At 38.9% G+C, this 26,376-nt stretch carries 23 protein-coding genes and 1 pseudogene; 21 read left to right on the forward strand and 3 right to left on the reverse strand.

All coding sequences use genetic code 11. The features are described 5' to 3' along the window. Positions 1 to 428 precede the first annotated feature (428 nt). The 9 genes and pseudogenes from WBF63_RS00210 (at position 429) to WBF63_RS00250 (ending at position 8,722) form a co-directional block, all read left to right on the forward strand. Positions 429 to 1,019 carry a TetR/AcrR family transcriptional regulator gene (locus WBF63_RS00210; protein ID WP_424367670.1) on the forward strand — a complete coding sequence of 197 codons (591 nt, stop codon included), beginning with the start codon at positions 429 to 431 and terminating at the stop codon, positions 1,017 to 1,019. A gap of 7 nt (positions 1,020 to 1,026) precedes the next feature. Beyond that, positions 1,027 to 1,482: a hypothetical protein gene (locus tag WBF63_RS00215; RefSeq protein WP_424367671.1), complete on the forward strand. Its 456-nt coding sequence runs from the start codon at positions 1,027 to 1,029 to the stop codon at positions 1,480 to 1,482. 81 nt (positions 1,483 to 1,563) lie between these two features. Further along, positions 1,564 to 1,953, forward strand: a complete 390-nt coding sequence (locus WBF63_RS00220; RefSeq protein ID WP_424367672.1) for a hypothetical protein — start codon at positions 1,564 to 1,566, stop codon at positions 1,951 to 1,953. An 80-nt stretch (positions 1,954 to 2,033) separates the two neighbouring features. Next, positions 2,034 to 2,333, forward strand: a pseudogene (locus WBF63_RS00225) (efflux RND transporter permease subunit); the annotation flags it as partial. A gap of 65 nt (positions 2,334 to 2,398) precedes the next feature. Further along, positions 2,399 to 2,965 carry a cytochrome b/b6 domain-containing protein gene (locus tag WBF63_RS00230; RefSeq protein WP_424367673.1) on the forward strand — a complete coding sequence of 189 codons (567 nt, stop codon included), beginning with the start codon at positions 2,399 to 2,401 and terminating at the stop codon, positions 2,963 to 2,965. A 138-nt stretch (positions 2,966 to 3,103) separates the two neighbouring features. Continuing rightward, a complete protein-coding gene (gene chrA, locus WBF63_RS00235) occupies positions 3,104 to 4,228 on the forward strand; it encodes a chromate efflux transporter (protein WP_424367674.1) in 1,125 nt (374 codons plus the stop codon). Positions 4,229 to 4,243: 15 nt separating this feature from the next. After that, positions 4,244 to 6,745: a cation-translocating P-type ATPase gene (locus WBF63_RS00240; protein WP_424367675.1), complete on the forward strand. Its 2,502-nt coding sequence runs from the start codon at positions 4,244 to 4,246 to the stop codon at positions 6,743 to 6,745. A gap of 464 nt (positions 6,746 to 7,209) precedes the next feature. Continuing rightward, complete coding sequence (locus tag WBF63_RS00245; RefSeq protein ID WP_424367676.1) at positions 7,210 to 7,956, forward strand: SDR family NAD(P)-dependent oxidoreductase; 747 nt, start codon at positions 7,210 to 7,212, stop codon at positions 7,954 to 7,956. A gap of 154 nt (positions 7,957 to 8,110) precedes the next feature. Next, a complete protein-coding gene (locus WBF63_RS00250; protein WP_424367677.1) occupies positions 8,111 to 8,722 on the forward strand; it encodes a hypothetical protein in 612 nt (203 codons plus the stop codon). A gap of 27 nt (positions 8,723 to 8,749) precedes the next feature. Here WBF63_RS00250 and WBF63_RS00255 read toward each other — a convergent pair whose 3' ends face one another. Together WBF63_RS00255 and WBF63_RS00260 are read right to left on the reverse strand one after the other, a co-directional pair. After that, positions 8,750 to 9,637, reverse strand: coding sequence for a phosphatase PAP2 family protein (locus WBF63_RS00255; protein ID WP_424367678.1), 888 nt, complete (start codon positions 9,635 to 9,637; stop codon positions 8,750 to 8,752). Positions 9,638 to 9,639: 2 nt separating this feature from the next. Next, positions 9,640 to 13,347: a metallophosphoesterase gene (locus WBF63_RS00260; RefSeq protein ID WP_424367679.1), complete on the reverse strand. Its 3,708-nt coding sequence runs from the start codon at positions 13,345 to 13,347 to the stop codon at positions 9,640 to 9,642. Positions 13,348 to 13,365: 18 nt separating this feature from the next. Between WBF63_RS00260 and WBF63_RS00265 the strand changes: the two genes are divergently transcribed. Further along, a complete protein-coding gene (locus WBF63_RS00265; protein WP_424367680.1) occupies positions 13,366 to 14,574 on the forward strand; it encodes a Pycsar system effector family protein in 1,209 nt (402 codons plus the stop codon). Positions 14,575 to 14,609: 35 nt separating this feature from the next. Here the strand turns inward: WBF63_RS00265 and WBF63_RS00270 are convergent, their stop codons facing one another. Next, positions 14,610 to 16,961, reverse strand: coding sequence for a GAF domain-containing protein (locus WBF63_RS00270; protein WP_424367681.1), 2,352 nt, complete (start codon positions 16,959 to 16,961; stop codon positions 14,610 to 14,612). A gap of 171 nt (positions 16,962 to 17,132) precedes the next feature. On the opposite strand from WBF63_RS00270, the gene WBF63_RS00275 reads away from it, so the two are divergent. The 11 genes from WBF63_RS00275 (at position 17,133) to WBF63_RS00325 (ending at position 26,320) form a co-directional block, all read left to right on the forward strand. Further along, positions 17,133 to 17,564, forward strand: coding sequence for a DNA alkylation repair protein (locus WBF63_RS00275; RefSeq protein WP_424367682.1), 432 nt, complete (start codon positions 17,133 to 17,135; stop codon positions 17,562 to 17,564). After that, positions 17,539 to 18,222 (forward strand): serine hydrolase domain-containing protein, encoded by a 684-nt coding sequence (locus WBF63_RS00280; RefSeq protein ID WP_424367683.1) that lies wholly within the window; start codon positions 17,539 to 17,541, stop codon positions 18,220 to 18,222. The genes WBF63_RS00275 and WBF63_RS00280 overlap by 26 nt, the downstream gene beginning before the upstream one ends. 43 nt (positions 18,223 to 18,265) lie before the next feature. Continuing rightward, a complete protein-coding gene (locus tag WBF63_RS00285) occupies positions 18,266 to 18,517 on the forward strand; it encodes a hypothetical protein (RefSeq protein WP_424367684.1) in 252 nt (83 codons plus the stop codon). A 162-nt stretch (positions 18,518 to 18,679) separates the two neighbouring features. After that, complete coding sequence (locus WBF63_RS00290) at positions 18,680 to 18,985, forward strand: hypothetical protein (protein ID WP_424367685.1); 306 nt, start codon at positions 18,680 to 18,682, stop codon at positions 18,983 to 18,985. 153 nt (positions 18,986 to 19,138) lie between these two features. After that, a complete protein-coding gene (locus tag WBF63_RS00295) occupies positions 19,139 to 19,909 on the forward strand; it encodes a ParA family protein (protein ID WP_424367686.1) in 771 nt (256 codons plus the stop codon). A gap of 51 nt (positions 19,910 to 19,960) precedes the next feature. Further along, positions 19,961 to 20,839, forward strand: coding sequence for a ParB/RepB/Spo0J family partition protein (locus WBF63_RS00300; protein WP_424367687.1), 879 nt, complete (start codon positions 19,961 to 19,963; stop codon positions 20,837 to 20,839). Continuing rightward, a complete protein-coding gene (locus tag WBF63_RS00305; RefSeq protein ID WP_424367688.1) occupies positions 20,836 to 21,435 on the forward strand; it encodes a DUF5683 domain-containing protein in 600 nt (199 codons plus the stop codon). Before WBF63_RS00300 ends, WBF63_RS00305 begins: the two co-directional genes overlap by 4 nt. 167 nt (positions 21,436 to 21,602) lie before the next feature. Beyond that, complete coding sequence (gene dapB / locus WBF63_RS00310; RefSeq protein ID WP_424367689.1) at positions 21,603 to 22,310, forward strand: 4-hydroxy-tetrahydrodipicolinate reductase; 708 nt, start codon at positions 21,603 to 21,605, stop codon at positions 22,308 to 22,310. Positions 22,311 to 22,516: 206 nt separating this feature from the next. Continuing rightward, positions 22,517 to 24,097 (forward strand): signal peptidase I, encoded by a 1,581-nt coding sequence (gene lepB, locus WBF63_RS00315; RefSeq protein ID WP_424367690.1) that lies wholly within the window; start codon positions 22,517 to 22,519, stop codon positions 24,095 to 24,097. Beyond that, a complete protein-coding gene (locus WBF63_RS00320; protein WP_424367691.1) occupies positions 24,097 to 24,702 on the forward strand; it encodes a WbqC family protein in 606 nt (201 codons plus the stop codon). Before lepB ends, WBF63_RS00320 begins: the two co-directional genes overlap by 1 nt. 7 nt (positions 24,703 to 24,709) lie before the next feature. Then, positions 24,710 to 26,320 (forward strand): S8 family serine peptidase, encoded by a 1,611-nt coding sequence (locus WBF63_RS00325; RefSeq protein WP_424367692.1) that lies wholly within the window; start codon positions 24,710 to 24,712, stop codon positions 26,318 to 26,320. Positions 26,321 to 26,376 lie beyond the last annotated feature (56 nt).

A 26,376-nucleotide genomic window follows, 5' to 3' on the forward strand; every position in this document is an offset into this window, starting at 1 on the left:
AATGTTGGAAACTTTTTGGCCCCTTCCAAAGGCTAAAAAAGTTTTCACCATTCCGATAACTGCAAAAATATTTATGAGTAAATTTGATTACATAACAACAAAAAAAGAGTCAACCTATAGCAGGACAAGACAACGACCGTACTACTATCAACATTCACGACAAAACAGACAGTTTCGCTACAACTTGACACAGACAGACCCGAAAGGTTTTAAAAAATTTTCCCACCGCACATTTTAAAAAATAATTTCAGCTGACACACATTGGCACATTTGCAAACCGCACCAAGCCCACCCACCACCCAAAGTTTGAAAAGAGCCAATTTTACCTGCCCTAACAACAAATTCATTTTTTTTGTAAAGAACTTGTTGAATTAAAAAGTTTACTTACCTTTGCGAGTGAATACTAACTAACATTTAATTTTAGAAGTATGCAAGAATTTACAGACAGACAAATTGAGATAATGGAAGCAGCAACAAACAGGATTTCAAAATTTGGAATTCAGAATTTGACCATTAAAACACTTGCCGAAGACATTGGTTTATCTGAACCCGCATTATATCGACATTTCAAAAGTAAAAATGAAATTTTGTTGAGCTTATTGTCGTATTTCAAAAGCGAAATGAAAAACCGCATTCAGTCTCTTCCCTTCAAACCAAACGATACGGAAGGTGATAAATTGAGAGCCATTTTCAATTCACAACTACAAACATTTACCAATAAACCGGCGATTGTCAGTGTGATTTTTGCAGAAAGTATTTTTCATTATGATGAAGGATTAAGTTATAAGGTTTCCGAGATAATGGACTTAATGCATCAATACGTCAATAAGAACATCGAAAAAGGACAAAAAGGCGGAACATACAACAAATTAATAGGTGCATCTACGCTTACCACCATTATACTTGGAGGAATGAGAATGACGGTTTTGAAATGGAAACTTTCGGGGCATAAGTCTAACCTGATGAAAGACGGCACAGCAGTTTTAGAGGGAATTTTAAAAATGATTGAAAAGAAATAATCAGATTATGAAAAAAGTAATTGTATTCGGAATGGGCATTTTGTTGTTGTGGAGTTGTAATAATTCCACTGAAAAATCAACAACACATCAGGAAACTGAAAATCACGCAGAGCATCATCACGATGAAAATTCAGAAGCTATTGAACTCAACAATGGCGAAAAATGGCTTGTGAACGAAGAAATGAAACCCTTTGTATTGAAAGGTGAAGAATTGGTTAATACCTATATTCAGGACGGAAAGACGGATTATAAAACGCTTGCCGAACAACTAAAAGACCAAAACAGCCAACTCATAAAAAGTTGTACAATGGACGGAAAAAGCCACGATGAACTGCACAAATGGCTGCACCCACACCTTGACATAGTTAAGACATTAGAGAATGAAACAGATGCAATAAAAGCAAATGAAATTGTTTCGCAACTGCAATATTCTTATCAGCACTATCATCAGTATTTTAATTAGTCTAAATATTTATTTGTATAAAATAAACAGAACATAATGGTTGCTAATCAACACGTTTAAATAAATACATACCTTTGTAGTATGAAAAGATTATTGGCAATATTTTTTCTTTTTACCTTTCTGAGTGCAAATACGGCATTCGGAGAGGTACTGAAATTGCCAATGCTTGTACAACATTATCTGGAACATACCAGTGAGGAGAAAGATGTTACCATCTTCAAATTTTTAGTGCAGCATTATACAGAAGGGGAAAATCACGATCATCGGGAAAACCACAACCACCACGACCAACTGCCGTTTAAGGCTATTGATGGTCACTTCTCGTCGGTTGTTTCCATTGCTGCATCGCCTTCTATTGTGATTTCTAACAACACTTTAGTTGTAACATCTATAAAATTACCTGCTTACAGCCAACAAAGCTATTCAAACGCATATCTGAACAGCATCTGGCAACCGCCACGCTTTAGTTAATCATTTTTTGAATGAACGATAGGCTTTTTACTGTGCCTATCGCAATTGCACATTTCTCAAAACCATTAATTAAATGAATTATGCTGAATAAAATCATTGAGTTTTCAATAAATAACAAACTCATCATAGGGCTGTTTGTACTTGCCCTTATTTGTTACGGAATTTATGAAGTTAGAAAGCTTCCAATTGATGCCGTCCCCGATATAACAAACAACCAGGTGCAGGTAATTACGGTAGCTCCTGCATTGGGTGCTCCCGATGTGGAACGCCTCATTACCTTCCCTATCGAACAGGTCAACAACAACATTCCCGGACTGATAGAACTCCGCAGTTTTTCACGCTTTGGATTGTCCGTGGTAACGATTGTTTTTGAAGATGATAATGGCACTGAAAAATGAAAGTGAAGAATAAATTATTTCAAAGAAAGAACTAAAATTTTTAAATTATGAAAACAGATATTAAAATTCATTTTACGCTTATCCATCGAATTTTGCATTGGATAATGGCTTTTACAATGCCTGTGTTATTTCTCACCGGTTTTCTTCGTATGTACTGGATGAATAAAAATCACATAACAGGAATTATTGAAAGTAAAACATCGGCAATACCCAAAGAGCAGATGACAGAAATCGCTAAAAGCATTCGTGAACCAATGTGGCAGTGGCACGAAGTATTTGCCCACATTATGATATTTTCATTCCTTGCAAGAATAATTTATATGTTGGTAAAAGGTATTCGCTTTCCTAACCCATTTAAAAGCAATCAACCACTTAAAGAACGGTTACAGGGTTTTACTTACGTGTACTTTTATCTTTTTGTTTTTATTTCAGCCGTTACAGGTATTTGTATTGAAAAAGGATTTTTTCCACAATGGAAAGAAAATATTGAAGCTGTCCATAAATGGGGTGTTTATTGGTTTCCTATTTTTATTCTATTGCATTTTGTGGGAATTGTCATTGCTGAATTATCCAGTAAAAAAGGAGTCACCTCAAAAATGATTGGTGGGGATTAAAGAAAAATTTTGATATTGATAAGCCAAAATACTTTACAATAATATAACCTATCGACCTTATATATTTTGGAAAAATATATATTAATTAAATGATTATGAACCGTAATAACCAATAATTTTAACGCAAAGATTTCATTAGTGAGCGAACATAACAACATCAAAGAAATTGCCCGACTTTTTCTGAAACTGGGATTTACGGCATTTGGTGGTCCTGCTGGTCATACTGCTATGATGCGGGAGGAAGTTGTAGTGAAAAGAAATTGGTTATCCGAGCAGCAATTTCTTGATTTGATGGGAGCTACAAATTTAATTCCTGGTCCCAACAGTACTGAACTCGCCATACATATTGGTAAAGAAAAAGGCGGCTGGAAGGGAATGCTTGTTGCCGGAAGTCTTTTTATTCTTCCTGCCGTACTTATCACGGGGATTTTTGCTTATTTGTACAAAATATATGGACAACTTCCTCAAGTCGAACCATTTGTTTATGGTATCAAACCCGCAATTATTGCCATTATTTTGGCAGCAGTCTATCCATTAGGCAAGCAATCTGTAAAATCTAAAGAGTTGGCTATTGTTGGATTATTGGTTTTAATTTTTTCATTTTTTGTGCAAAATGAAATCTTATTAATGATTGGTTTCGGTTTACTATTTATGCTTTATAAATCACTTAAAGAGAAGCATACACTCAACAGTTTTTTCCCGATTCCGTTCTTGTCCATTCCCTTAATGACCACAATTTCTGTTACCAACCTCAAACTGTTTTGGATTTTCCTAAAGATAGGAGCAGTTTTGTACGGAAGTGGTTATGTGTTGTTTGCATTTTTAGATTCTGAACTCGTGACCACAGGTATTTTAAGTCGCCAAGAACTGATTGATGCCATTGCCGTGGGGCAGTTTACGCCCGGCCCCGTTACGTCTTCGGTTACATTTATTGGTTATCAAATCAATGGAATTTGGGGTGCAATTATCTCAACATTTGCTGTCTTTTTGCCTTCTTTTATTTTCGTCGCATTATTGAATCCAATTTTGAAATTTTTACGAAAATCAACACGTTTCTCTTCCTTTTTAGATGCAGTAAATATTGCTTCGGTAGCACTCATTATTTCGGTCTGCATCATTATGGGAAGAGAAGTAATAACCGACTGGCGGACGATATCCATTGCAATCATCAGCCTTTTTCTAACCTTTGGCTTCCGAAAAATAAGCTCCGTCGTTATCATACTTCTGGGGTCTTTGACGGGCTATTTATTACATCTAATATAATTAAAATATTGTTTTATGACACCCTATAACATTCCCAAACACCTGACCGGACTTTCGGAAGAGGAACTGAAAATCTCTCGTAGCCAATTCGGTTACAACCAGGCAGACAACATTAAAAAAAATATCTGGTACACGATGCTATTGGACATCCTGAAAGAGCCGATGTTGCTTTTGCTCATTGCCGTGGCGATTATTTATGTGATTGTGGGCAATTATTCCGAAGCAATTTTTATGTTGGGAGCGATTATAGCCGTTTCGGGTATTTCGTTCTATCAGGACAATCGTAGTAAAAAGGCATTGGAAGCCTTGGAAAAACTGAACGAACCGCTCAGTACCGTTATCCGAAATTCAAAAGTAATACGAATCCCTACCCACGAAATTGCCGTGGGCGACTTGTGCATTACCGAAGAAGGAAAGATGATCAATGCGGATGGTGAGATTGTGCACAGCAATGATTTTTCGGTCAATGAAGCATCGCTAACAGGGGAAAGCTTTTCGGTGTTCAAAAGTCAGGAAACCGAAGACCGGAAAGTATATAGCGGTTCGTTGACCGTTTCTGGACTGGCGGTTTTCAAAGTGGAAAAAATCGGTGCGGAAACCAAGCTGGGAAAAATCGGACAATCCATTCAGAACATCAAAGGAGAGCAATCTCCCTTACAAATTCAGATTACAAAATTTGTCAAATGGATGGCGGTCATCGGTATTGTTGTTTTTTTATTAGTTTGGGCATACAGTTTTTGGCAATCAAGAGATATTATTGAAAGTTTATTGGTTGGACTGACTTTGGCGATGTCCATTTTGCCGGAAGAAATCCCTGTGGCTTTTACCACTTTTATGGCATTGGGAGCCTGGAAACTGATGCGAGAAGGAATTATCATCAAGCGAAGCAGTGTAGTCGAAACATTGGGGAGTACCACGGTGATCTGCGCAGACAAGACTGGCACCATTACCGAAAACTCAATGCACTTGAAAGCTTTGTTCGATTATAAATCCAACAATATTTTTGACGAAGCTGATTTTAACGCACCCGAACTTTCAGAACTCATTGCGTTTGCGATGTGGAGTAGTGAACCTGTTCCGTTTGATCCGATGGAGAAAACGCTGCATCAGGTTTATGAACAAACTCAAGCTGATGACCAACGGAAGAACTTCCAAATGATACACGAATATCCCTTGGAAGGAAAACCACCGATGATGACCCATCTTTTTGAAAATGGATTGGGAGAGCGAATAATAGCCGCCAAAGGTGCTCCCGAAGCCATACTTGCCGTATCCAATCTCTCAGAAGGTGAAAAAGAAAAAATGCGTCAGCATATCAGTGATTTTGGCAAACAGGGCTATCGGGTATTGGGTGTAGCCAAGTCAAATTTTGAAGAAAATGATTTCCCCGAAAAACAACAGGATTTCAACTTTGAATTCTTAGGATTTACCGTGTTTTACGACCCACCAAAGAAAAATATTCAGGAAGTATTCCAAAAAATATACGATGCCGGAATTAAAGTAAAGGTGATTACAGGCGATAATGCCGATACCACTAATGCTATTGCCCGGCAAGCGGGAATTATCAATGAAACTCCGGCTGTAAACGGAGCTGAAATTATCCACCACACCGAAACGGAATTGATTGAACTTTCAAAGAAAACAACTTTATTCACTCGGATGTTTCCCGAAGCAAAATTAGCGATGGTCAATGCGTTCAAAAAAGACGGCGAAGTCGTGGCGATGCTGGGCGATGGAGTAAATGATGCTCCTGCACTGAAAGCCGCTCATATTGGTGTAGCAATGGGAAGCAAAGGAACGGAAATAGCGAAAGCAGCAGCTTCATTAGTGATTACCAATGATGATTTGGACAAACTCATCACAGGAATTGCAGCAGGGAGACGAATTTATGCCAATATCAAAAAAGCCATTCAGTATATTATCTCCATTCATATTCCTATTATTCTGATCGTTTCGCTGCCTTTGTTTTTGGGGTGGATTTATCCGCATATTTTTACGCCGGTACATGTTATTTTTCTGGAGTTGATAATGGGACCCACCTGTTCCATTGTCTATGAAAATGAACCGATGGAAAAAGACACGATGCAACGAAAACCACGGAAAATGTCCGAAACTTTCTTGAATTGGAAAGAATTAAGCATCAGCATTATTCAAGGTTTGATCATTACAGCAGGTGTATTGTTTGCCTATCAATTTGCCGTTCAAAAAGGAAGTAACGAAGAAACGACAAGAGCAATGGTTTTTACGACCTTGATTTTTGCGAATGTGTTTTTGAGTCTGGTTAATCGTTCATTTGTTTACAGTATGTTTGAGAGTTTCAAATACAAAAACCGTTTATTTCCAGTGATCATCGGAGCAACTTTGATATTGCTTTTCGCCATATTGTACATACCGATATTTGCCGGTTTCTTTCACGTAACCGGATTAAACATCCCAGAATTAGGAATGACATTTTTAATCGCAGCAACTTCAGTTTTGTGGTTTGAGATGTACAAATGGATTAAAAGAAGAAAGTAAATAAGTGATTTTTCAGAGAAAGGTATTGTTCTCTCTGAAAACACTCCTTAAGTTTTTATATTATAATGTCCACTTTTTGCTGACGATTTACAAGTTGGGTTGTGGGTTTAATTCATCTTAATTCTTTAGTTGTAAAGTGTATAATTTTTAACCATTTAATGAATTAAGTTCAGAACACAATGATATGCAAGCAACTATACGTGCTTATATATGCTCAAACTATGTAACTAATTAAACTATGTGGTTTAATTAATCTCCCGCAGATGGCGCAGATGTTCGCTGATTTTTTTAACCACATGGGACACCAAGGAGGCAGAAAGGAAACAATCTGCTGCAGCTGATGATAACTTAATACTCTCAAATTGTATTCTTAACACAGATCAATTTTTTTCCGGGAAGTCTTGTGTAAATTTGTAAGAAAGCAATTATAATTCGAGAAAAATATTAATCATAAAAAAATAAAAATGAAACGATTTGAAAACAAAGTTGCGATTGTAACAGGAGCCGGCAGCGGACTGGGAGAAGCTACTGCCTTGGAATTTGCAAAAGAAGGAGCGAGTGTTGTGCTTGCGGATATTTCTGATCAAACAGCTGAATTATCCGAGAAAATGAATGCCGACGGATATTCTACGATATTCGTTAAAACCAATGTGGCCGACGAAGGCGATATTGTCAACCTTGTGGAACAAACGGTTGCAAAATTCGGAAAGCTGGATATTATGTTTGCGAATGCCGGAATTAATATAGAAAAAACGCTGGAAAATCTGGAAACCGATGATTGGCAAAAAGTAATCGATGTAAACCTGAAGAGTGTTTACCTGAGCGACCGATATGCGATCAAACAATTCAGAAAACAAGGAACTGGCGGCGTAATTATCAACTCGGGCTCCATTCATAGTCTTGTGGCGAGAGAAGGTTTGGCCGCTTATGCCGCTACAAAAGGCGGTGTTAAATTATTGACCCAGCAAATTGCTGCAGAAGTGAGCAAAGACGGGATCCGTGCGGTGGCGATTGCACCGGGATATATCAAAACGCCACTGATAAATACATTGTCACAAGAAGTAATCGACAATCTGGTAAGTTTGCATCCGATAGGGCGTTTGGGAGAACCGATTGAGGTAGCGAGAACGGTTTTGTTTTTGGCGAGTGATGATGCTTCATTCATTACCGGAATTACTTTACCGATTGATGGCGGATACACTGCGGTTTAGTAAATTTCACAAATTAGACATCAGAAGTTTTAAACTTTAAGGTTTTAAAAATGGTTCAGGTTTGGAGAATCCTTACTCCTTCCAAAAACGAAGGACAGGATTTTCTGAACTTTTTTAGTCAGGTACTCATTAATTTTAGACGTGATTCAGCATTATGCTAAAGAAAAAATTTAAAGAATTAATCGGCAGCTACACAAACGATAATAGTTTGATTAATGAATTATGGAATGAAATTGAGCGTAACTATTCTGCCAAAAAAAGGCATTATCATAATTTAACCCATTTGGAAAATATGTTGAAGGAGCTTGATGAAGTAGTCGTAAAAATTCATCATCCCGAAGCAATCCTGTTTAGTCTTTTTTATCATGACATCATTTACAATCCTTCGACAAATAATAACGAAGAAAAAAGTGCTGAATCCGCTGCCCGGCGAATGAAAGAACTAAGCGTCCCCGATGCTGACATTAAGCGTACTGAAGAACAGATTCTGGCCACAAAATCCCATCATTCTCTGGAAAATGACACCCAGTATTTAATCGATGCTGATCTTTCCATATTGGGTCAAACTCAGGAGGTTTATTCGATTTATTCCCAAAATGTCCGGAAGGAGTTCAGCATTTATCCTGACTTTATTTACAAATCCGGTCGCAGAAAAGTTTTAAAAGATTTTCTCGAAAGAGAAAGAATTTTCAAGACCGATTATTTTTATCAGAAATATGAAAAAGCTGCCCGAATAAATATAGAAAATGAGTTGAGGGAAATCTGAAAAATCAGGAATTTCTTAATGTTATTTTTAAAAAACACCTACCAAACCAACCGTTCCCGGCCCCAAACTCAGGTTCCATTTGATTTCGCGGTTTCTGTTTAGATAAGACAAAGATTCAGCATCTAGGTTTCCATATTTTTGTTTGCGTTTGAGAAAACTGTCAACACCTTCCACGATGGCAACGCTCATCACCAAACTCAAAGTAACATCGGTCAACCAATGCGCACCCGCCCAAAGTCGGGAAACCGGCGTCACAAGTCCGATGGTATATAAACCTCCTTTTATCCAGGGATTTTCAAATTGTTTGGACAAAGCATAGATTGTGGTGGTCGATAAAATCGTATGCCCCGAAGGAAAGGAACCATAAGCATGCCCACCGCGGAATAACCGAAACTGATTATGTCCCTTTTCCAGGTCAGGTCTTCCCCGCCCTACTACGGTTTTCATTGTTTGTTGCGCTACACCTCCTATGATGGAAGAAGTCACCAATAAAACCCCCGTTTCCCGTATTCTTTCATTGTCCGTAATCAATCCCACCAGATAAACACCAGCAGTCAAACTATAATTCGCTTCGGGCCGACCAAATAGCCATCCGAATTCTTTAACGGATCCGGGAATATCGTCTGACTGATTTCTAAAAAACTTACTGGTTTCTTCATCGGCCAGATACAAAACCGATAATCCGGCTGCGGTAGCACCCGCAATGAGGAAATCATCTTTTTCCCAACGAATGGGTTGAGTAAAACCATTCAAAGTTCCGCCAGCAATGGCGGTGACATCATATTTCAGGTTTTTCCATAATTTATTTTTGGATTTTAATTGAATTGAATCCGTTGTTAAATGCAAACTGTCTTCTTGTCCGAAGGCTTTCAGACTCAAAAAAATGAATAGTATAAAAATAAATTTCGCTTTCACAATTAAAAATTAAATCCAAGTCCAAAACTAAAACGGTTTCCATCTTCCGAATGGAAAAAATCCAAATGCAGACTGGTCAGTGCAGCGGCGTTCAGCCAGATTCCTCCACCGTAGGAAGTATGCCATTTTTCTGAATGCTCGCCGTCATGCCAGATTCTTCCGTAATCAAATCCACCTGAAATTCCATATTTGGCCGGTATGAATCCTTTGGCCGAACCCAATAATAATCTGAGATCGGAACTTTGATAAAAAGATTTATTTCCCAAAAATCTTTCGTTTCTGAATCCTCTGATTCCGTCATTTCCGCCCAGATTGGCTCCCTGATAAAATTCAAATTCGTCGTTCAGAATGATTTTCCCTTTGAATAAAGTAGAAAACACCAATTTTCCGCTCGGGATCAGTTTATGAGTAAATCCAAGATGTGATTCCAAAGTGGTAAAATTTCTATATGTTTCGTCTAGATTCATCGTCCATTCTGCTCTTGCATTGAAAGTGAAACCCAATGTAGGAAAGGCTTTATCGTCATAATTCTCATAAGAATAGCCGAGATGAACAGTCCCGAAATATTTGGATTCAAAAACGTCCGGATTCAGTTCATCTGAAACCAGGACAAATCTATCCGTTGTGTCATCTACTTTCATTTGTTCAACGTCCATCCCGAAAGAAATTTCGGTACCGTATCTTCCTTTTCGGATCAAAGAGGGCGCAAAAGACAAATTTTGAATTTTCACGCGGTTATAATCTTTGCCGAATTCATCTTCGGGATTTTCCGTTTCGTTTCCAAAACCAAAATAATTCTGACTGAAATTGGGACTCGTCCATCTTGCCTGCAAATTCAGGTTCCAGTCCCAAAGGAAATTCACAAATTCGCCTTCGTATTCGAACTCAAAACCCTGCGTAGCAAAATAATACATTCCCCGGAAATTATGCTTTTGTGAAAAAGGATCACGGTTAAATTGATTGACTTCATAACTCAGATCAGCACCCAGTTTTACACCATCGTCGGGATTATATCCGACGCCCGGCAAAGCAAAAAGCACATCGTATTGAGGTTTCCGATAATCGTAATTATTCAGATTGTAATTATCGGTCAGACGAACTCTTGCATTTCCCTGATTTTCAATCGTATTATTTCGGGTTTTATAATCGTAAACGATGATTTTCTTTCCGTTTTGAATTTTAAACACATCGTGATTTTGTCCGCCAATCAATCGAATTTTGATGTACTGATCACTCTCGCCGTTTACTTCAAAAATATCATCATCGTCCAGTCCGTACACCCAGATTTCCTTGGTTTCATCAAGCGAATAAATTCTCTGCGAAATGAAAACCTCCCCTTCTTTTTTAATCCGATAAATTTTTATTTCGGTTTTACCGTTTTCCAGACGGTTGATTTCGAAGCGGTCTTCTTTATCGGTACCGGTCAGCACTACAAGCTTTTGCAATTGGCTGTATCTTTCTTTTGCCCAATCCTGAAGTTTATTTCTTCGAATTTTTAAGTTTTCGATGATTTCTTTTGAATTTTCATCCTGAAGGTTTTCGGGAAGTTGTGCAAAAGCCGCTTCAATGGCTTCATCTGTGAGATTTTCCTGAATAAATTTCGCCTGCGCTACCCAATCTTCTTCTGTTGCCTGATGAATAAAAGCCATATCCAGCGGATTCCCCGATTTGTTGAGCCATTTCAGGCTTTTGGGTTCCTCATCAAAATGCTGAAAGTGTCGTGTCGCCGGAATACTTATCATGAGTTTCAATAAAACGCCGTCATATCGGGCAAAAACCTGATCTCGGTCGCGCGGAATCGGGCGGTACAATTTATTTTCCCCCAAGTCATGTTCCGCCCAACGCCATTGGTCCTGGTGACGGTCCCAATCCCCGAGCAGCATATCAAATAAACGCGCTCTGATAAAGGCTTCTTCATCGATTTTTGCTTTCTCATTTTTCTGAATGGCCTCCAGCAAATCCATGGTACTTACGATATCGTCTGCTTCCCCGAAATTGGTTTTCTTACTGTGCTCCGACATGGGACGTTCCTCGATCATGTAGAATTCGTCACCATAATCTTCATTGTATTTTCCCAATGCGGCCTGTTTGGGCACATAATAAAGTTCGGGCAAAGTATGATTGATGCCCAGAGGTTGGGCTAATCCGTTCAGAATAAAAGGATAAAAAGGATTGGACGAAGTATAGAAATCATAAAGGAAAGTTGAAACACCTGTATTTTCAAAATCCTGTTCCACGTATTGCTCCGGATACAAAGTCTGTAAAAATCTCGTGGTATTTTTCTTCAGCGAACGCATGGCATATTCCTTTCCGTCCTTATCGGCCAGTCTCAATGAATTGGACTGCGTTCCTCCGCCGGCTCTCAAAGGTTTCAGCCCACCGAGCAACGTATCGAGTTCTACGACAGGCGCTTCGATCTGCATTCCATAATAATCCCGGTATTTACGTCCGAAAAGCCAGTTGTAAATTCCGCTTTTTTGGGTTTTATCGGGCGGATAAATGGACGAAGTAATTTTCTTTGGAAATTCATCGGGAAATTTAGTATTCCAATCAGTTTTTGCGGTCGGCTCCTGAATCTGTCGGGAAAAAAGAAGTTTCTCCACGCCTTCCTGATTCCCGAAATAGGATACAGTTGCCGAACCGTCTTTGTATAAATCCAGAATGGCGTATCCTTGTTTTCCGTAGGAGAAATCGTTTGGATAAACCGCCCGGGCAGGATCGGTTTTGGAAGCTGCTCCACTGATGATTTGTTTGATATTCTGATGTTCGATGTACTGTAAATTATGTTCGTGTCCCGAAACCACGATCACATTGTCACGGTCGGTAATTTCCGTTTTGATGCGGTTGGCCAGCTCCCGATAAGGTGCGCTGTGCAGATCCTGTGGAATTCCGATGGTTTTTCGCATAAAGGCAAAAACAGAACCCACAACAGGCAATGGAACATTGTCAATAGGATAAAGCTGTTGGTTGACGGACATAAGTCTTCCGCCGTGCGAACCGTTTGACAAAAGGGGATGATGAATGGCGAGAATCATTGTTTCATTCTGGAATTTATCGAGTTCGCTTTTTATTTCATCAAAAAAATCTTCTCTGGTTTTGATATCGCAATCATCATTGATTTTCGGATAATTATTCCAGTTTTCAAGGTACCATTGGGAATCAATGACCAGAAGGATGATTTCGCCGTTGATTTTAAGACGTTCGATGCCACAGTTTTTGCGTGGTAGAAAAGCATGCTTATCGGCCAAAGTTTCACTGACGATTCTTTCTTGTTCCTCCAAGCCTTCCAAGCCGCTGTACCAGTCGTGATTACCCGGCATAAAGATGGATTTACCTTTGAACTTTTTAGCGATTTCCAGTTGGTAATTTAATTTTTCTTCAGCCAGTTTTCGTTTTTCTAGATTGGAACTGTCTGGGATTCCTTTTGGGTAAACATTGTCGCCGAGGAATAAAATGGTTGCATTTTCTTCGGATTGGCTGATTTTCTCTTCAAAAAATTGCAAAGTCTTCTGAGATTCAGGTTCTTCCGCATTTCCGGCATCGCCAATCAGGAAAAGGCGATGGAATAATTCTGATTTGTCTGATTTTTCTTCAACAGGCTGACTGATGTTTTTACCATATTGGGGTGAATAAGTTGTGCAGGACTGCGTCAAAAAAATCGGCAGAAGTGTTCCAAAGATTATTAGAGGTTTTAGTTTAATTCTTTTCATAAAAAAACATATATTCGTATGTCACTTATTCACCATCTCATGCTTAGTCAGAAAGCAGAAAATTTTATTTTCGGGTTATTCAAAGATAAGGTATCGGAAGCTTATCTTTACCACAATTTCCAACATATATTTCGGGTGGTTCAATCCTCTGATTTGTTGGGCAAGGCGCATCATCTTTCGGAAGAAGAAATGGAAATGCTCATGCTTGCGGCCTGGTTTCATGATGCCGGCTATTCGGATTCAGGAGAAAATCACGAAGAAAAAAGCGCGAAAATTGCGGAGGAATTTCTGAGAAAAGAAGGATTTCCAGATGAAAAAATAAGGGAAGTTCAGCGAATCATTCTGGCTACTACACACGGACATGAACCAGTAGATTTATTGGAAAAAATCATACAAGATGCCGATACATCGCATTTTGCGGAAGAAACATATCCGGCGATTTCAGAACTGCTTCGCGCGGAATGGGAACTGACTGAAAATAAGTTTTATACCGACGAAGAATGGGCTTCACTTAACCGGAGTCATCTTTTAAAAGAGCACCGCTATTATACAGATTTCGCAAGAGAAAACTGGTCAAAAGCCAAGAATGAAAACATTGCGGCTCTTCAGAAAAAAATTCAGAAATTAAATCTAGGTGAAGGAGGCAAATCCAAAGGGAAAGAACCCAAAGACGAGCGATTTTCACGAGCGATCGATACGATGTTTCGTGTGACGCTGAACAATCATACCCGGCTGAGTGAAATTGCAGATAGCAAGGCCAATATTTTGCTTTCGGTTAATGCGATTATCATTTCCATCATTTTGGGAACTTTGATTCCTAAGCTGGATGCCGCAAGGAATTTTCATTTGATCATCCCGACTTTTGTGCTGATGATTTCCAGTGTGATTACGATCATTTTTGCCATTATGTCCACCCGTCCGAAGGTAACGGAAGGAACTTTTTCAAGGGAAGAAATCGAGAAAAGGCAGGTCAATCTGCTGTTTTTCGGTAACTTTCATAAAATGCCGATTTCTGAATACGAATGGGCGATGAATGATTTGATGAAAGATCGGGAAGCACTTTACAATGCGCTGACACGAGATTTGTATTACCTCGGGCTTGTGCTCAACCGGAAATATTATCTGCTCCGCATTACCTATGGAATCTTTACAATTGGAATTATTTTATCGGTCATCACTTTTGTGTGGGCGTTTTTAAAGTTCAACATCGGATTTGAGAACCTTTGATTTTTCAGCTTAATGTTTTGACTTAAGGCTCTGAATCAGTTTTCCATGATTTTGAAATCGGTGTAAACTTTTTCGGATTCGTGGTAAATAAATCCGACCCGCAAGGCTTTGAGTCCGATGATTCCCTGTAAATCTTCTACTTCGAGATTTTCTATGTTGAGTTCCAGCATTCCTTTGTGTTGCATCAGTTTGATGTAATTCAGGTATTCTTTTTCTTCTTCCCGATTTTGGTAAATAATCGTAAGTTTTCCGGGTTGGGTAATTCGTTCTTCGGAATTTTTAATTTTTGCCTTGTCAATTCGTTTTTTGACAATTTCGTAGCGAACATTATACGAACCGTCGATATCGAACTGCTTTTCATCCATACGGAACCGGATGGAAATCGGCGAGCCAAAAACAAGAATCAAGGAACTCACATCAAGGTCATGAGGCAAAGTCGGACGAAGTTTATAGAAATAATTTTCCATTTCGCACATTACCTGTATTTCCCACAGACGAAGATTCCGCAGGTAATAATCATGAAAATCCTTGTCAGGAACGATGGAAGCACCGATGTACATACTGTGCTCCACCCCATCGGTTTTGAAGCGTTCGTAATAATGCGGAAAATAGCTTTGGGCTTCTTTCTGTTTTTCATCCAGAATCGAAGCAAGTTTTTTATTGATGATGGAAATCGATTCGTCAAATTCCCTTCTTTCCTTGTGAAAAATTCCGTTCTGAGGAATGGTTTTTTCAAAATAATAATCGATTTCGGCTCTGATATGCCGGTCGTTGGAATTGGATTTATAATTATTCAGAATGGTATGGATTTCGGTCGAAATATAATTCTGAATTAGTTGTTCGGTATTGCTGGAAATCAGCAGTTTGAGTTCTTGAAGATAATTTTTTAATTCATAAATTTTCTGTTCAAAAAGCGGAAGTCCGGCCTTTTCATAAATCAGTTCAAAAAGATGAATCAAATCCTGAACTTGCAAAATCAGGTCTTTTTGAATGGCCTGATTTCTTGAGTTTGACGAACCCTGCACATCGATTTGACCATAAAGCGGATAAACATCATGAAAAACGATTTCCTTCAGCGCATATTCCAATCCCAATCTTTTATGGCGGATGAATTCAAAAGCTTCTTCTTTGAAACGCCAAAGCACGCTGGGATGAATGGAAGTATATTCGTTCTGAATGATGGCTTCGATTTCATTTTCCAAATCGGTGGTGACATGTGATAATTTGTCCTGAATAAATGGTAAAATATAATTCAGTTTAAAAGCATTAACGGAATTAAAATCGCCCACGCGCTGAGAAGAAAGTTCGAGGATTCCCAATAATTTATCCTCATCAAAAATCGGTACCAAAATGAAACTTTTAACATTCTGCTTCCGAAGTATTTCCAGTAATTTCTGTTCTTCGGGATGAACTTCTTTGCAGTTGTCAATATCTGAAACCGCCCAGTAGGTACGGTTTCGGAGAATGTTTCGCAGTGCGCCTTCGTCAAATAAAGCTTCACAATCGCGAATGGAAGATTCGTTGAGCAAATGACTGAAATATTTCTCTTCCATCACTTTCAGATTCAGCTTTTGGAGGAAGTTTCCGATGAGTGTAAATCCGATTTTGAGTTGTGGAATTTTAAAAATCGATTTGAAGATACCTTCCACGTTTTCGAGTTTGTTGTTTCCTTCGGACAGGAGATTTCCCTTGAAAGTCGAAAGTGCATTTTCGATGGTAGCATCAAAGAGTGTCATGATGGAAAAACCTTTTAAAATCCAGCTTTTTTCTGGGAATTTTTCTTTCCAAAGTGCCAGATCGTCTTTGTTGTCGAGCAACTCACGGATTTCTTCCGGCGTCAGGAGTTTGGAATTTTCGGTCGGGATGATTTCCATAAAATCGGAATTGAACAAAACCCGGTAGTGCCTAGTAATTTCATTGGCATCTGGAATGTCGATGAATAAAGGAGTATCGGTAATTTCAATCGGATAATTAAAATAAGATTTGATGATGACACAGCAGTTCATCACATAGAAATCATGGTCTGAAAAATCGCGGAGATTTAAGTTAAATTCACCACCTGCATCGGCCAGGATGCGCTCCAATCTTTTGGTGAGATTCAGGATTTTCAGGTGAAAAGGAATGGTAACTGCTTTGATTTCATTTTCGGAAAGCAAATAGGGAAACAAATCGCCCAATAAGATTTTGATTCGGTCTTCATATTGGTCCAGAAGCTCAATATTTTCGATTCCTTTGAGGAGTTCGGGATACTTATTAATTTCTTCAATTAGTGACTGAACATAGTTTTGCTGAAATTCGGTCAGATTATTTTTGGTCATTTCGAGTTCATCGAGCACTTTGTACAGGGAAATGACCGGCTTGAAAGGACTTATGCTATAAGAATCCATTTGAAATCAATTTAGATGTAAAGGTAAGGAATGTTGGGAAATGGTGGATAGTGATAGGAAGATGGAAGATTGTGTGTCTAGTTGACGTGGACCGTTTCTAATCAAAGATTAAGGAAAAATTACTTAATCATAGTTTCCTATATTTGAATAATTGAGCAAACAAATTCTAAGATGAAACTTTCGACAAAAGCAGAAAAAATACTAAAAGAAATCAGCGGTAAGGATACCAAATTGGGTGATTTGAGGGTCATCGCCAAGGAAATAAAAAAAGACCATGCATTGGCAATGGAACTTTGGGAAACCGGGAATTATTTTGCAAGACAATTGGCTATTCTCATCATGGATAAAAAACTTCTCAGTGAAGAAATTATTGACCGTTTAATTAATGAGATTGACTTACAAAGTGGAAATGAAAAGCTTCAACTGATCGACTGGCTGATGGCCAATCAGCTTATGAAAGACAAAAAGATAATTGCTTTGATTGAAAGTTGGGATGAAAGTCCGGTTTCTCTGAAAAGAAGAATTTATTGGTATTACAAAGGCCGGTTGCGCTGGACGGGAAAACCGCAGACTGATAGTGAAGAACTGCTTTCCAAAAATTGAAAAGAGGATTGAGAATGAAAATCCCGAAGTGCAATGGGCGATGAATTTCACGGCGGGATGGATCGGGGTGTATGAGAAGAAATTCAGACAAGATTGTGTGGCGCTCGGTGAAAGAACCGGGCTCTACAGTAAAGCAGCCGGTAAATTCTATGGCGATTTTTTAAGAGAACGCATTTTTGATCCCTTGGGCATGACAACAGCGATGGTAATTTCGGAAGCTGACATTGTCCCGAATCGCGCTGCAGGATACGACCTGGTGGATGGAGAATTAAAAAATCAGGAATGGGTTTCTCCTTCCATCAATACCACGGCTGACGGTTCTCTGTACATGACGGCGCTGGATATGGCCAAATGGGAAGCCGGATTGAATGCGCAAAAATTACTGAAAAAAGAAAGTTATGAAATGATGTGGTCGCCGGTAAAACTCAATGACGGCAGCACGCATCCGTATGGATTTGGTTGGAGAATTGATGCTGTACAGGATCATAAAATATTGGCACACGACGGTAACTGGCAAGGATTTTCAGCAACCATCAAAAGATACCCTGAGCAAAAGATCGCTGTTATACCTAAGAAGAACCAATACCCAAAAAATTGCTACCAGAATAATGGAATTCTACCAGCCGGAACTGAGCTTAAAACCAATTCCGGACGATGAACCAAAAACAACAGCCTTAGTGAAGGATTTTATCATAAAGCAGATGGATCAAAAATTAACTGCTGATATGTTTACTGCTGAATTTTGGCAGGAAATGCTTCCCTACTCCGAACAGGCAGCTAACTTTTTAAATAGCAAGGGAACTTTTGAAGATTTAAAACCACTTTACAGAAAAGATCTCGAAGATGGAAACCGATTGCATCATTACCGATTGTATTTTAGTAAAGACATTCTCGAAGTTCTTATCTCATTTACAAAAGACAATAAAATAGCATTTTTGGAAGGACGGGAGTGAGTGGGAATAAAAAAAAAAAAACAGCTATATCATCAATTTTATAAATAACCGACTCTTCATATTTTTTGAAAAATCAGGCTACTTTTTGTGAGCTTGCTATGGTTTGTGTAGATTCGTTAGAATCCCCGGAACTTGAAAAATCCGGATTAAAATTCAAAAAAAATGATTGTAGTAAAAGTAACTTACACCATAGAGGATGCGTATGTAAACACCAACAAAGAAATGATTCAAAACTTTCTTGCCGATTTTAAAAGATTGGACGAAACGGAATTCTTGTATACGATTCTTCAAACAGAGGATGGAAAAACCTTTATCCATACTTCCCAATATAAAAACAAAGAAATCCAACAGATTTTATTGAACACGCCGAGCTTTCTTCGTTTTCAAGAAGAACGTGATAAAAATCTGGCTTCTGTACCTCAAATTGAGTTTCTTCAATTTGTCGGGGCTTCAAAAGATGTGTTCTAAGCATTTAAAAATTCCTTTTATCTAATCGATTAAGTTATAAAATATCGGAAGTATAATTTTCGATTGAATTTTCATTGTTCAAAAAATTCCTCTCTCCTATTCTTTCATCCGGCTTTTAATCCTTAATTTTACGGTCGATTTTTGAAAACAGACATGGGTAAAATAGTAGCAATCGCCAATCAGAAAGGAGGAGTAGGAAAAACCACAACGGCTGTAAATTTAGCGGCTTCATTGGGGGTTCTTGAAAAGAAGACACTTCTTATCGATGCAGATCCGCAAGCCAATGCTTCGTCGGGACTGGGCATTGTGGTGGAAGAAGTGGAGAAAGGAACCTATGAAGTATTGGAGCATGAAGTGAGCGCCCGTGAAGCGATTCAGAAAACCCAGACGCCCAATCTGGACATTATCCCGGCGCATGTGGATTTGGTAGCGGCCGAAATTGAAATCGTGGACCACGAAAACAGGGAATACCTGCTGAAAGAAGCATTAAAGGAAATCAGAGATGAATATGACTACATCATCATCGATTGTGCCCCTTCGTTGGGACTCATCACGCTGAACGCATTGACGGCGGCGGATTCGGTGATTATTCCGATTCAATGCGAATATTTCGCACTGGAAGGTCTGGGAAAACTTCTGAACACCATCAAAGGTGTACAGCAGCATCACAACAAGGATCTGGATATTGAGGGACTTCTGCTGACCATGCATGATTCACGGCTTCGACTCTCCAATCAGGTGGTGGATGAAGTGAGCAGTCATTTTCCGCAAATGGTCTTTGATACGATCATTCAGCGAAATGTAAGATTATCAGAAGCACCAAGTTTCGGTGAAGCGATTATCGCTTATGATGCAGGAAGTAAGGGTGCTGAAAATTATTTAAATTTGGCACGTGAGTTTTTGGTAAAGAACAAAGACGTTTAAACTCTAGATTTAAAAATTTAAACTTTGAACCTTAAACTTTAATCGTAAAAAATGGCAAAAACAAATAATAACCGATTGGGAAGAGGACTTTCTGCATTGCTGAAGGATGAACCAAATGTGGTTTCGGCTTCAGACAAAGGTGCAGAAAAACTGGTAGGAAATATTCTGGACATTGACCTGAAAAAAATCAAGACAAATCCTTATCAGCCACGAACCAATTTCGATAAAAATGCACTGGAAGATCTGGTGAAATCCATCGCAGTTTTGGGTGTAATTCAACCGATTACTGTTCGGAAGATTGAAAGCGGATACGAACTGATTTCGGGTGAAAGGAGATTCCGTGCTTCGCAAATCGTGGGACTGGAAAGTATTCCGGCTTATGTACGACTTGCCAATGATCAGGAAATGCTGGAAATGGCATTGGTGGAAAACATTCAGCGTCAGGATTTGGATGCGATCGAAATCGCACTTTCCTATCAGCGACTCTTGGATGAAATCAATCTGACGCAGGAACAATTGAGCCATCGTGTGGGAAAAGACCGTACTTCGATTTCGAATTATCTGCGACTATTGAAACTCGACCCGATTATCCAAACGGGAATCCGTGACGGAATGATCAGTATGGGGCATGGGCGTGCCATCATTGCGATTGATGATTTGGACTTGCAACTTGAGATTTATGAAAGAGTGATTTCTGATAATCTATCGGTTCGTGAAACGGAGAATTTAATCCGTTCGTACAAAAAACCTACGGCCAACAAAACAAAAAAAACTGATTTACCATCGGAATACAAAAAAGCGCAAATGCTGATTTCGGAAAATATACAGTCCAAAGTTGAAATCAAACGTTCACAGAACGGTAAAGGAAAAATCATCATTGATTTTAATTCGGATCAGGAATTTGAACGTCTTCGTAAAATATTTGAATGAAAAATCTGATTCTGTCCATATTGATTCTGATTCCGGTCTGGGCGTTGGCGCAGGTTGAACCTATTGACAGCACTTCGATTGCGGAAGTTGTGGCAGAGCCGGAAATCGTAGCGGTGGATGATGCGGTGATTGATACGGTGGATTATCTGACAATGAAAAATCCGATTCGCGCTTCGCTTTATTCGGCCATACTTCCCGGAATGGGTCAGATTTACAATAAAAAATGGTGGAAAGCACCGCTTGTTTGGGGAATCCTTGGAACGGGTGTAGGATTCATCGTGCATTACAACAATCAACACAAAGAATTTCGTGGCTATTATTTAGACAAACTTTACGGCTACGAACTGGAAAATCCTACGTTGAACAATATGAGTATTGAGCAATTGGCAAATATCCAAGACGACCGAAAAAGATCACGTGATTATGCCATTGCCCTGACCGCTCTGGCTTATGTTCTGAACATCTTGGATGCAACAGTCGATGCACATTTATTCGGCATCAAAAAAGACCCTGACCTATCGGTAAAACCTTCGGTTATTCAGAATTATAAAACCTCCGATATGGCGATGGGATTTGGGGTGAAGTATAGTTTTTAGGTGAGGGAGGGAATGAATGAATGAATGAATGAATGAATGATTGATTGATTGATTGATTGATTGATTGAATGAATGAATGAATGAATGATTGAATGGGTGAATGATTGAATGGATGAGTGATTGAATAATGCGAATTTCGAGTTTCGAATTTCTAAAAGCGAAAAAATATGAACATAGCGATTATCGGATACGGAAAAATGGGAAAAGCGATTGAAGAAATTCTTCTTGAACGCGGGCATAATGTGATAGCCAAACTAAACCATAAGCCTGAGTCCGATGATCTTCAAAATGTTGAGGTTGCAATTGAGTTCTCCAATCCTGAAGCAGCTTTTGAGAACATCAAATCTTTGCTTGAAAATAAAATCCCTACGATTTCCGGAACGACCGGTTGGCTTGACAAACTGGATGAAATCAAAAAAATAAACTTAGAAAATCAGGCAGCGTTTTTATATGGTTCTAATTTCAGTCTGGGTGTTAATTTGTTTTTTGAACTGAATGAACATCTGGCGCGTTTGATGAATAATTATCCGGAATATAAAGTTGAAATCGAGGAGATTCATCACACCCAAAAGCTGGATGCACCCAGCGGAACGGCTATTTCGCTTGCCAATCAGATAATTGAAAATTCAAATTTTAATCAGTGGGAATTGGACAGAAAGTCTGCCGATGAAAATCTGCCGATTTATGCCAAAAGAACCGATAATGTTCCCGGGACGCATACGGTAAATTATCATTCGGAAATTGATTCGATTGAAATCAAACATACGGCACACAGCCGGAAAGGTTTTGCTTTGGGCGCAGTTCTCGCTGCCGAATGGATTCACGGTAAATCCGGTTTTTTCTCGATGAAAGATGTATTGGGACTGAATTCTTAAAAACATTAAGATTTATTCCAATCTTTTGATTTCAAGATTTGTTAAGCTCAACAAATTGATTTAAGAAATGCGAGAATTCTTTGAGTTTCCTTAAATATTGGAAGAGTCAATGACGCTCTGATTTAACAAAAAATAACAATTGAATTTCAGTTTATTTGTTTCCGCTTATCTTAAAACATTAAATTAGCACACTAAAATTAATCTGAATGGAATTATTAGTCAACTGGCTGATCGGTTTTTTAATTTACAATATAATTTACGGGGCTTCTACCTGGCAGCTTTACAAAAAAGCAGGCCGTAAATCCTGGGAAGCATTTGTTCCTTTTTATAATTTCTGGATTGGGCTGGGACTGATTCAACGTCCGAAATGGTGGATTATTTTATTTTTCACGCCCATCGTCGCACCGATTATGTGGTGGGTTTATTGGGTGGATTTCGGAAGAAGTTTCGGAAAAAGAACCTGGACCGATGCAATTCTGATGATTATAACCGTCGGACTTTATGCTTTCTATCTGAATTATATCGAAAAACCTGATTATGAAGGACCGGAAGAAAGAAAAGGAACTTTCATTGCGGCACTTTTGTTTGCGATTGTACTGGCAACGCTGGTTCACACCTGGTTCATTCAGCCGATGGTTGTGCCGACTGGTTCTATGGAAAACACCATCAAAATCGGAGACGCGCTTTTTGTAGATAAAATGAGTTATGGCGTAAGGGTTCCCTTCACGCCCATCGGACTTCCTTTTTCGGAATTCATCAATCGTAAAGCTTATGTGGACAAAGCAAGACTTCCTTATATGCGACTTCCGGGATGGAGCGATTTGAAATCAAATGACATTGTGGTTTTCAGCTATCCGGCCGATTCAATTTTCGATGCCATTGACCGTAAAGATGCCTATGTAAAAAGGCTGGTGGGAATGCCGGGCGATTCGGTTCAATTCAAGGAAGGCGAACTTTATGTGAACGGAAAATTATTTGTTCCGAAAAAAGATGCAATTGTTCAGCATCGGTATAAAGTAACAACCAGTAATGTATTCAGTCAGGAACTGCTTTATCAGGAATATGGATTATTGCCCGATGTGGATTATGGTTTCTGGCCGAACGGTTATATGGAAACTTCTTCCAAAGAAGGCGAGCAGTATAATTATCTGTTCAAAGCATTGACTCCTGAAATGGCTGAGAAATTCAAGTCAAATCCTCAGATTAAAATTGAAAGATTTTATACACCTGAAGAAGTAAAGGAATCTCAACACTTCCACAATTCATCAAAACTTGATTCAGCCAACTCCTTCCCTGTTGACCGCAACTGGAACCAGGATTTTTACGGTCCTTACTATGTGCCGAAAAAAGGAGATGTGGTAAAACTGGATAAATCCAATATAGAATTATACAAAAGAATCATCCGCAATTATGAGCACCACGATTTAAAAATGGAGGGCGATAAAATATTCATTGACGGAAAGGAAGCTAATCAATATACGATTGAACAAGATTATTTCTTTATGAGTGGTGATAACCGAAACCAGTCTTTGGATTCCAGATATTTCGGACCTGTGCCGGAGGATCACATCATCGGAAGACCTATTTTGGTTTGGGCCAATATGAACGGAATGTTTGAACCAGCACCTAAGAAATTTATCTGGAGCCGATTTATGACTTCTATCAACAATGATAATCCCGATAAAAAATCTTATTTGGTTTATGTCTTAATTGGATTGGGTGCATTTTTCGCCTGGGATTATTATAGAATTAAAAAGAAGAAACAAAAAGAAAAAGAAGGTAATTAATGATTTTTCCCGCTTTTTATTTCGGACCGGTTTCTTATTTCGCAGAACTGCTGAAAGCAGACGAATATCGGTTTGAAGCAAATGAAAATTTCCCGAAACAAACCTATCGGAACCGTTGTTATATTCAGGGTGCAAACGGCAAACTCCGGCTTGCAATTCCTACCCAACACAATGGTGCAAGGGTAATGAAAGACATCCAAGTTTCTGATGATCATAACTGGCAAAAGGAACATTTCAAATCATTGGTTTCGGCTTATAAAAGTTCGCCTTATTTTGAGTTTTACGAAGATGATTTGCTTCCGATTTTTGAAAAGAAAGAAAAGTTTCTGCTCGAGCTGAATCTGAAAACGATTGAATTTATTGCTTCTAAATTAAAACTCGAAATCGAATTAAATCTGACCGATCAATATGAATTTGTTGATGAATCAATTGATTTTCGGAACCGTTTCAATGCCAAAACCGAACCTGTGGGTAATTTCCCTGAATACTTTCAGGTTTTTGATGATAAATTTGATTTTATGCCCGATTTGAGCATTCTGGATTTACTTTGTAACGAAGGGCCGAAATCTGCGACATATCTGCAAGAATTAAGTAATAAAAAATAGATAAAAAATGAATAGATTCTGGTTAACATTCGGACTTGCTTTCACGCTGTCCGCGACCATTACCGCGCAGGATTCCATTCTCCTGAGAACCGAAAAAGCATGGTACAATAAAAGTAAAGAAGATACAGGTGTTTTTGGCGTAAATACCGAAAAGGCACATCAGTTTCTGAAAGAAAAAAACCGCAAACCCGTTGCGATGATTGCCGCCGTTTTGGACGGTGGTGTGCAGGCAGATCATATTGACCTGAAAGACAATATGTGGGTAAACCCCAAAGAGAAAGCCGGTAACGGAAAGGATGACGACAAAAACGGATACATCGATGATGTTTACGGATGGAATTTCATAGGCGGAGCAGATGGTAAAAATGTGGATGGCGATACGCTGGAAAAAGTCAGAATGTATAAATATACGTATCTGCCGATGTTTGAAGGTGCTGACGCTGCCAAAAATGCGGAGAACAAAACAAAAAATCCGGAAGCTTTTGCAGATTACGAAGAAATCAAAGCAGAAATCAGCAGCAAAGTTCAGGAATCACAGAATTTGCTTGTCCAATACACTATGATGAAACAAATGGCAGAAACCGGATTCCCGCCATTGGTTGAAGCATTCGGTTCTGAATTGGTTACCGAAGAAAGTCTTGGAAAATATACACCAACAGAAGAAACCATGCCGGCCATGCAGTTTTTTGCTTTTATCCCGAAAGATTATTGGGAAGGAAAAACAATGGCTGCGATTTCAAAACAACTGACAGATGAATTCCAGGGAGGTATTGAATATTTCGAAGGACAAATTAATTACCATTACAATGTTGATTTTGAATCGAGAGGAATTGTCGGGGATGATTATGCTGATAAAAAAGAAAGTAAATATGGAAATGCCGATGTGGAAGGGCCAGATGCAGGGCATGGAACACACGTTGCAGGATTAATTTCTGCCGTTCGTGGAAATAACAAAGGAATTGACGGAATCGCCGGGAATCATGTGAAAATCATGGGTGTTCGTACCGTTCCAAATGGTGATGAACGTGATAAAGATGTTGCCAACTCCATTCGTTATGCAGTAGACAATGGCGCGAAAATCCTGAATATGTCATTCGGTAAATCTCATTCGCCTGAAAGAGACATCGTTTGGGATGCTATGCGTTATGCTGAGAAAAAAGGTGCTTTACTTATCAAAGCAGCAGGAAATGATGATCTGAACATTGATGTGGATGTACATTATCCGTCCAATTTTGATGACAAAGGAAATAAAGTCATCGATGCGGTCATTACGGTCGGTGCTTCGACTCCCGATGCTTCTGCACTGAAAGCGAGTTTCTCCAATTATGGTAAAAAATCGGTAGATGTATTTGCACCGGGAACTGAAATCCTTTCGACTGTTCCGCACGATGAATTCAAAGAAGAACAAGGAACCAGTATGGCTTCCCCAATCGTTGCCGGTGTAGCAGCATTGGTTTGGTCGCACTATCCGAAATTAACCGCTTTGGAAGTGAAAGAAATCATTTTAAAATCGGTCAATAAAAATGAACAATTAGCAGACATCTCCGTAACCGGAGGAGTTGTAGATGCCTACAACGCTGTGAAATTGGCGGAAGAAATGTATAAAAACAAAAAATAATTTTTCCGGAATAAGCAAAATCCCGCTGGAGAAATTCAAGCGGGATTTTTTATTTA

Source organism: Moheibacter sp. (assembly GCF_049672845.1).
Classification (GTDB): domain Bacteria; phylum Bacteroidota; class Bacteroidia; order Flavobacteriales; family Weeksellaceae; genus Moheibacter.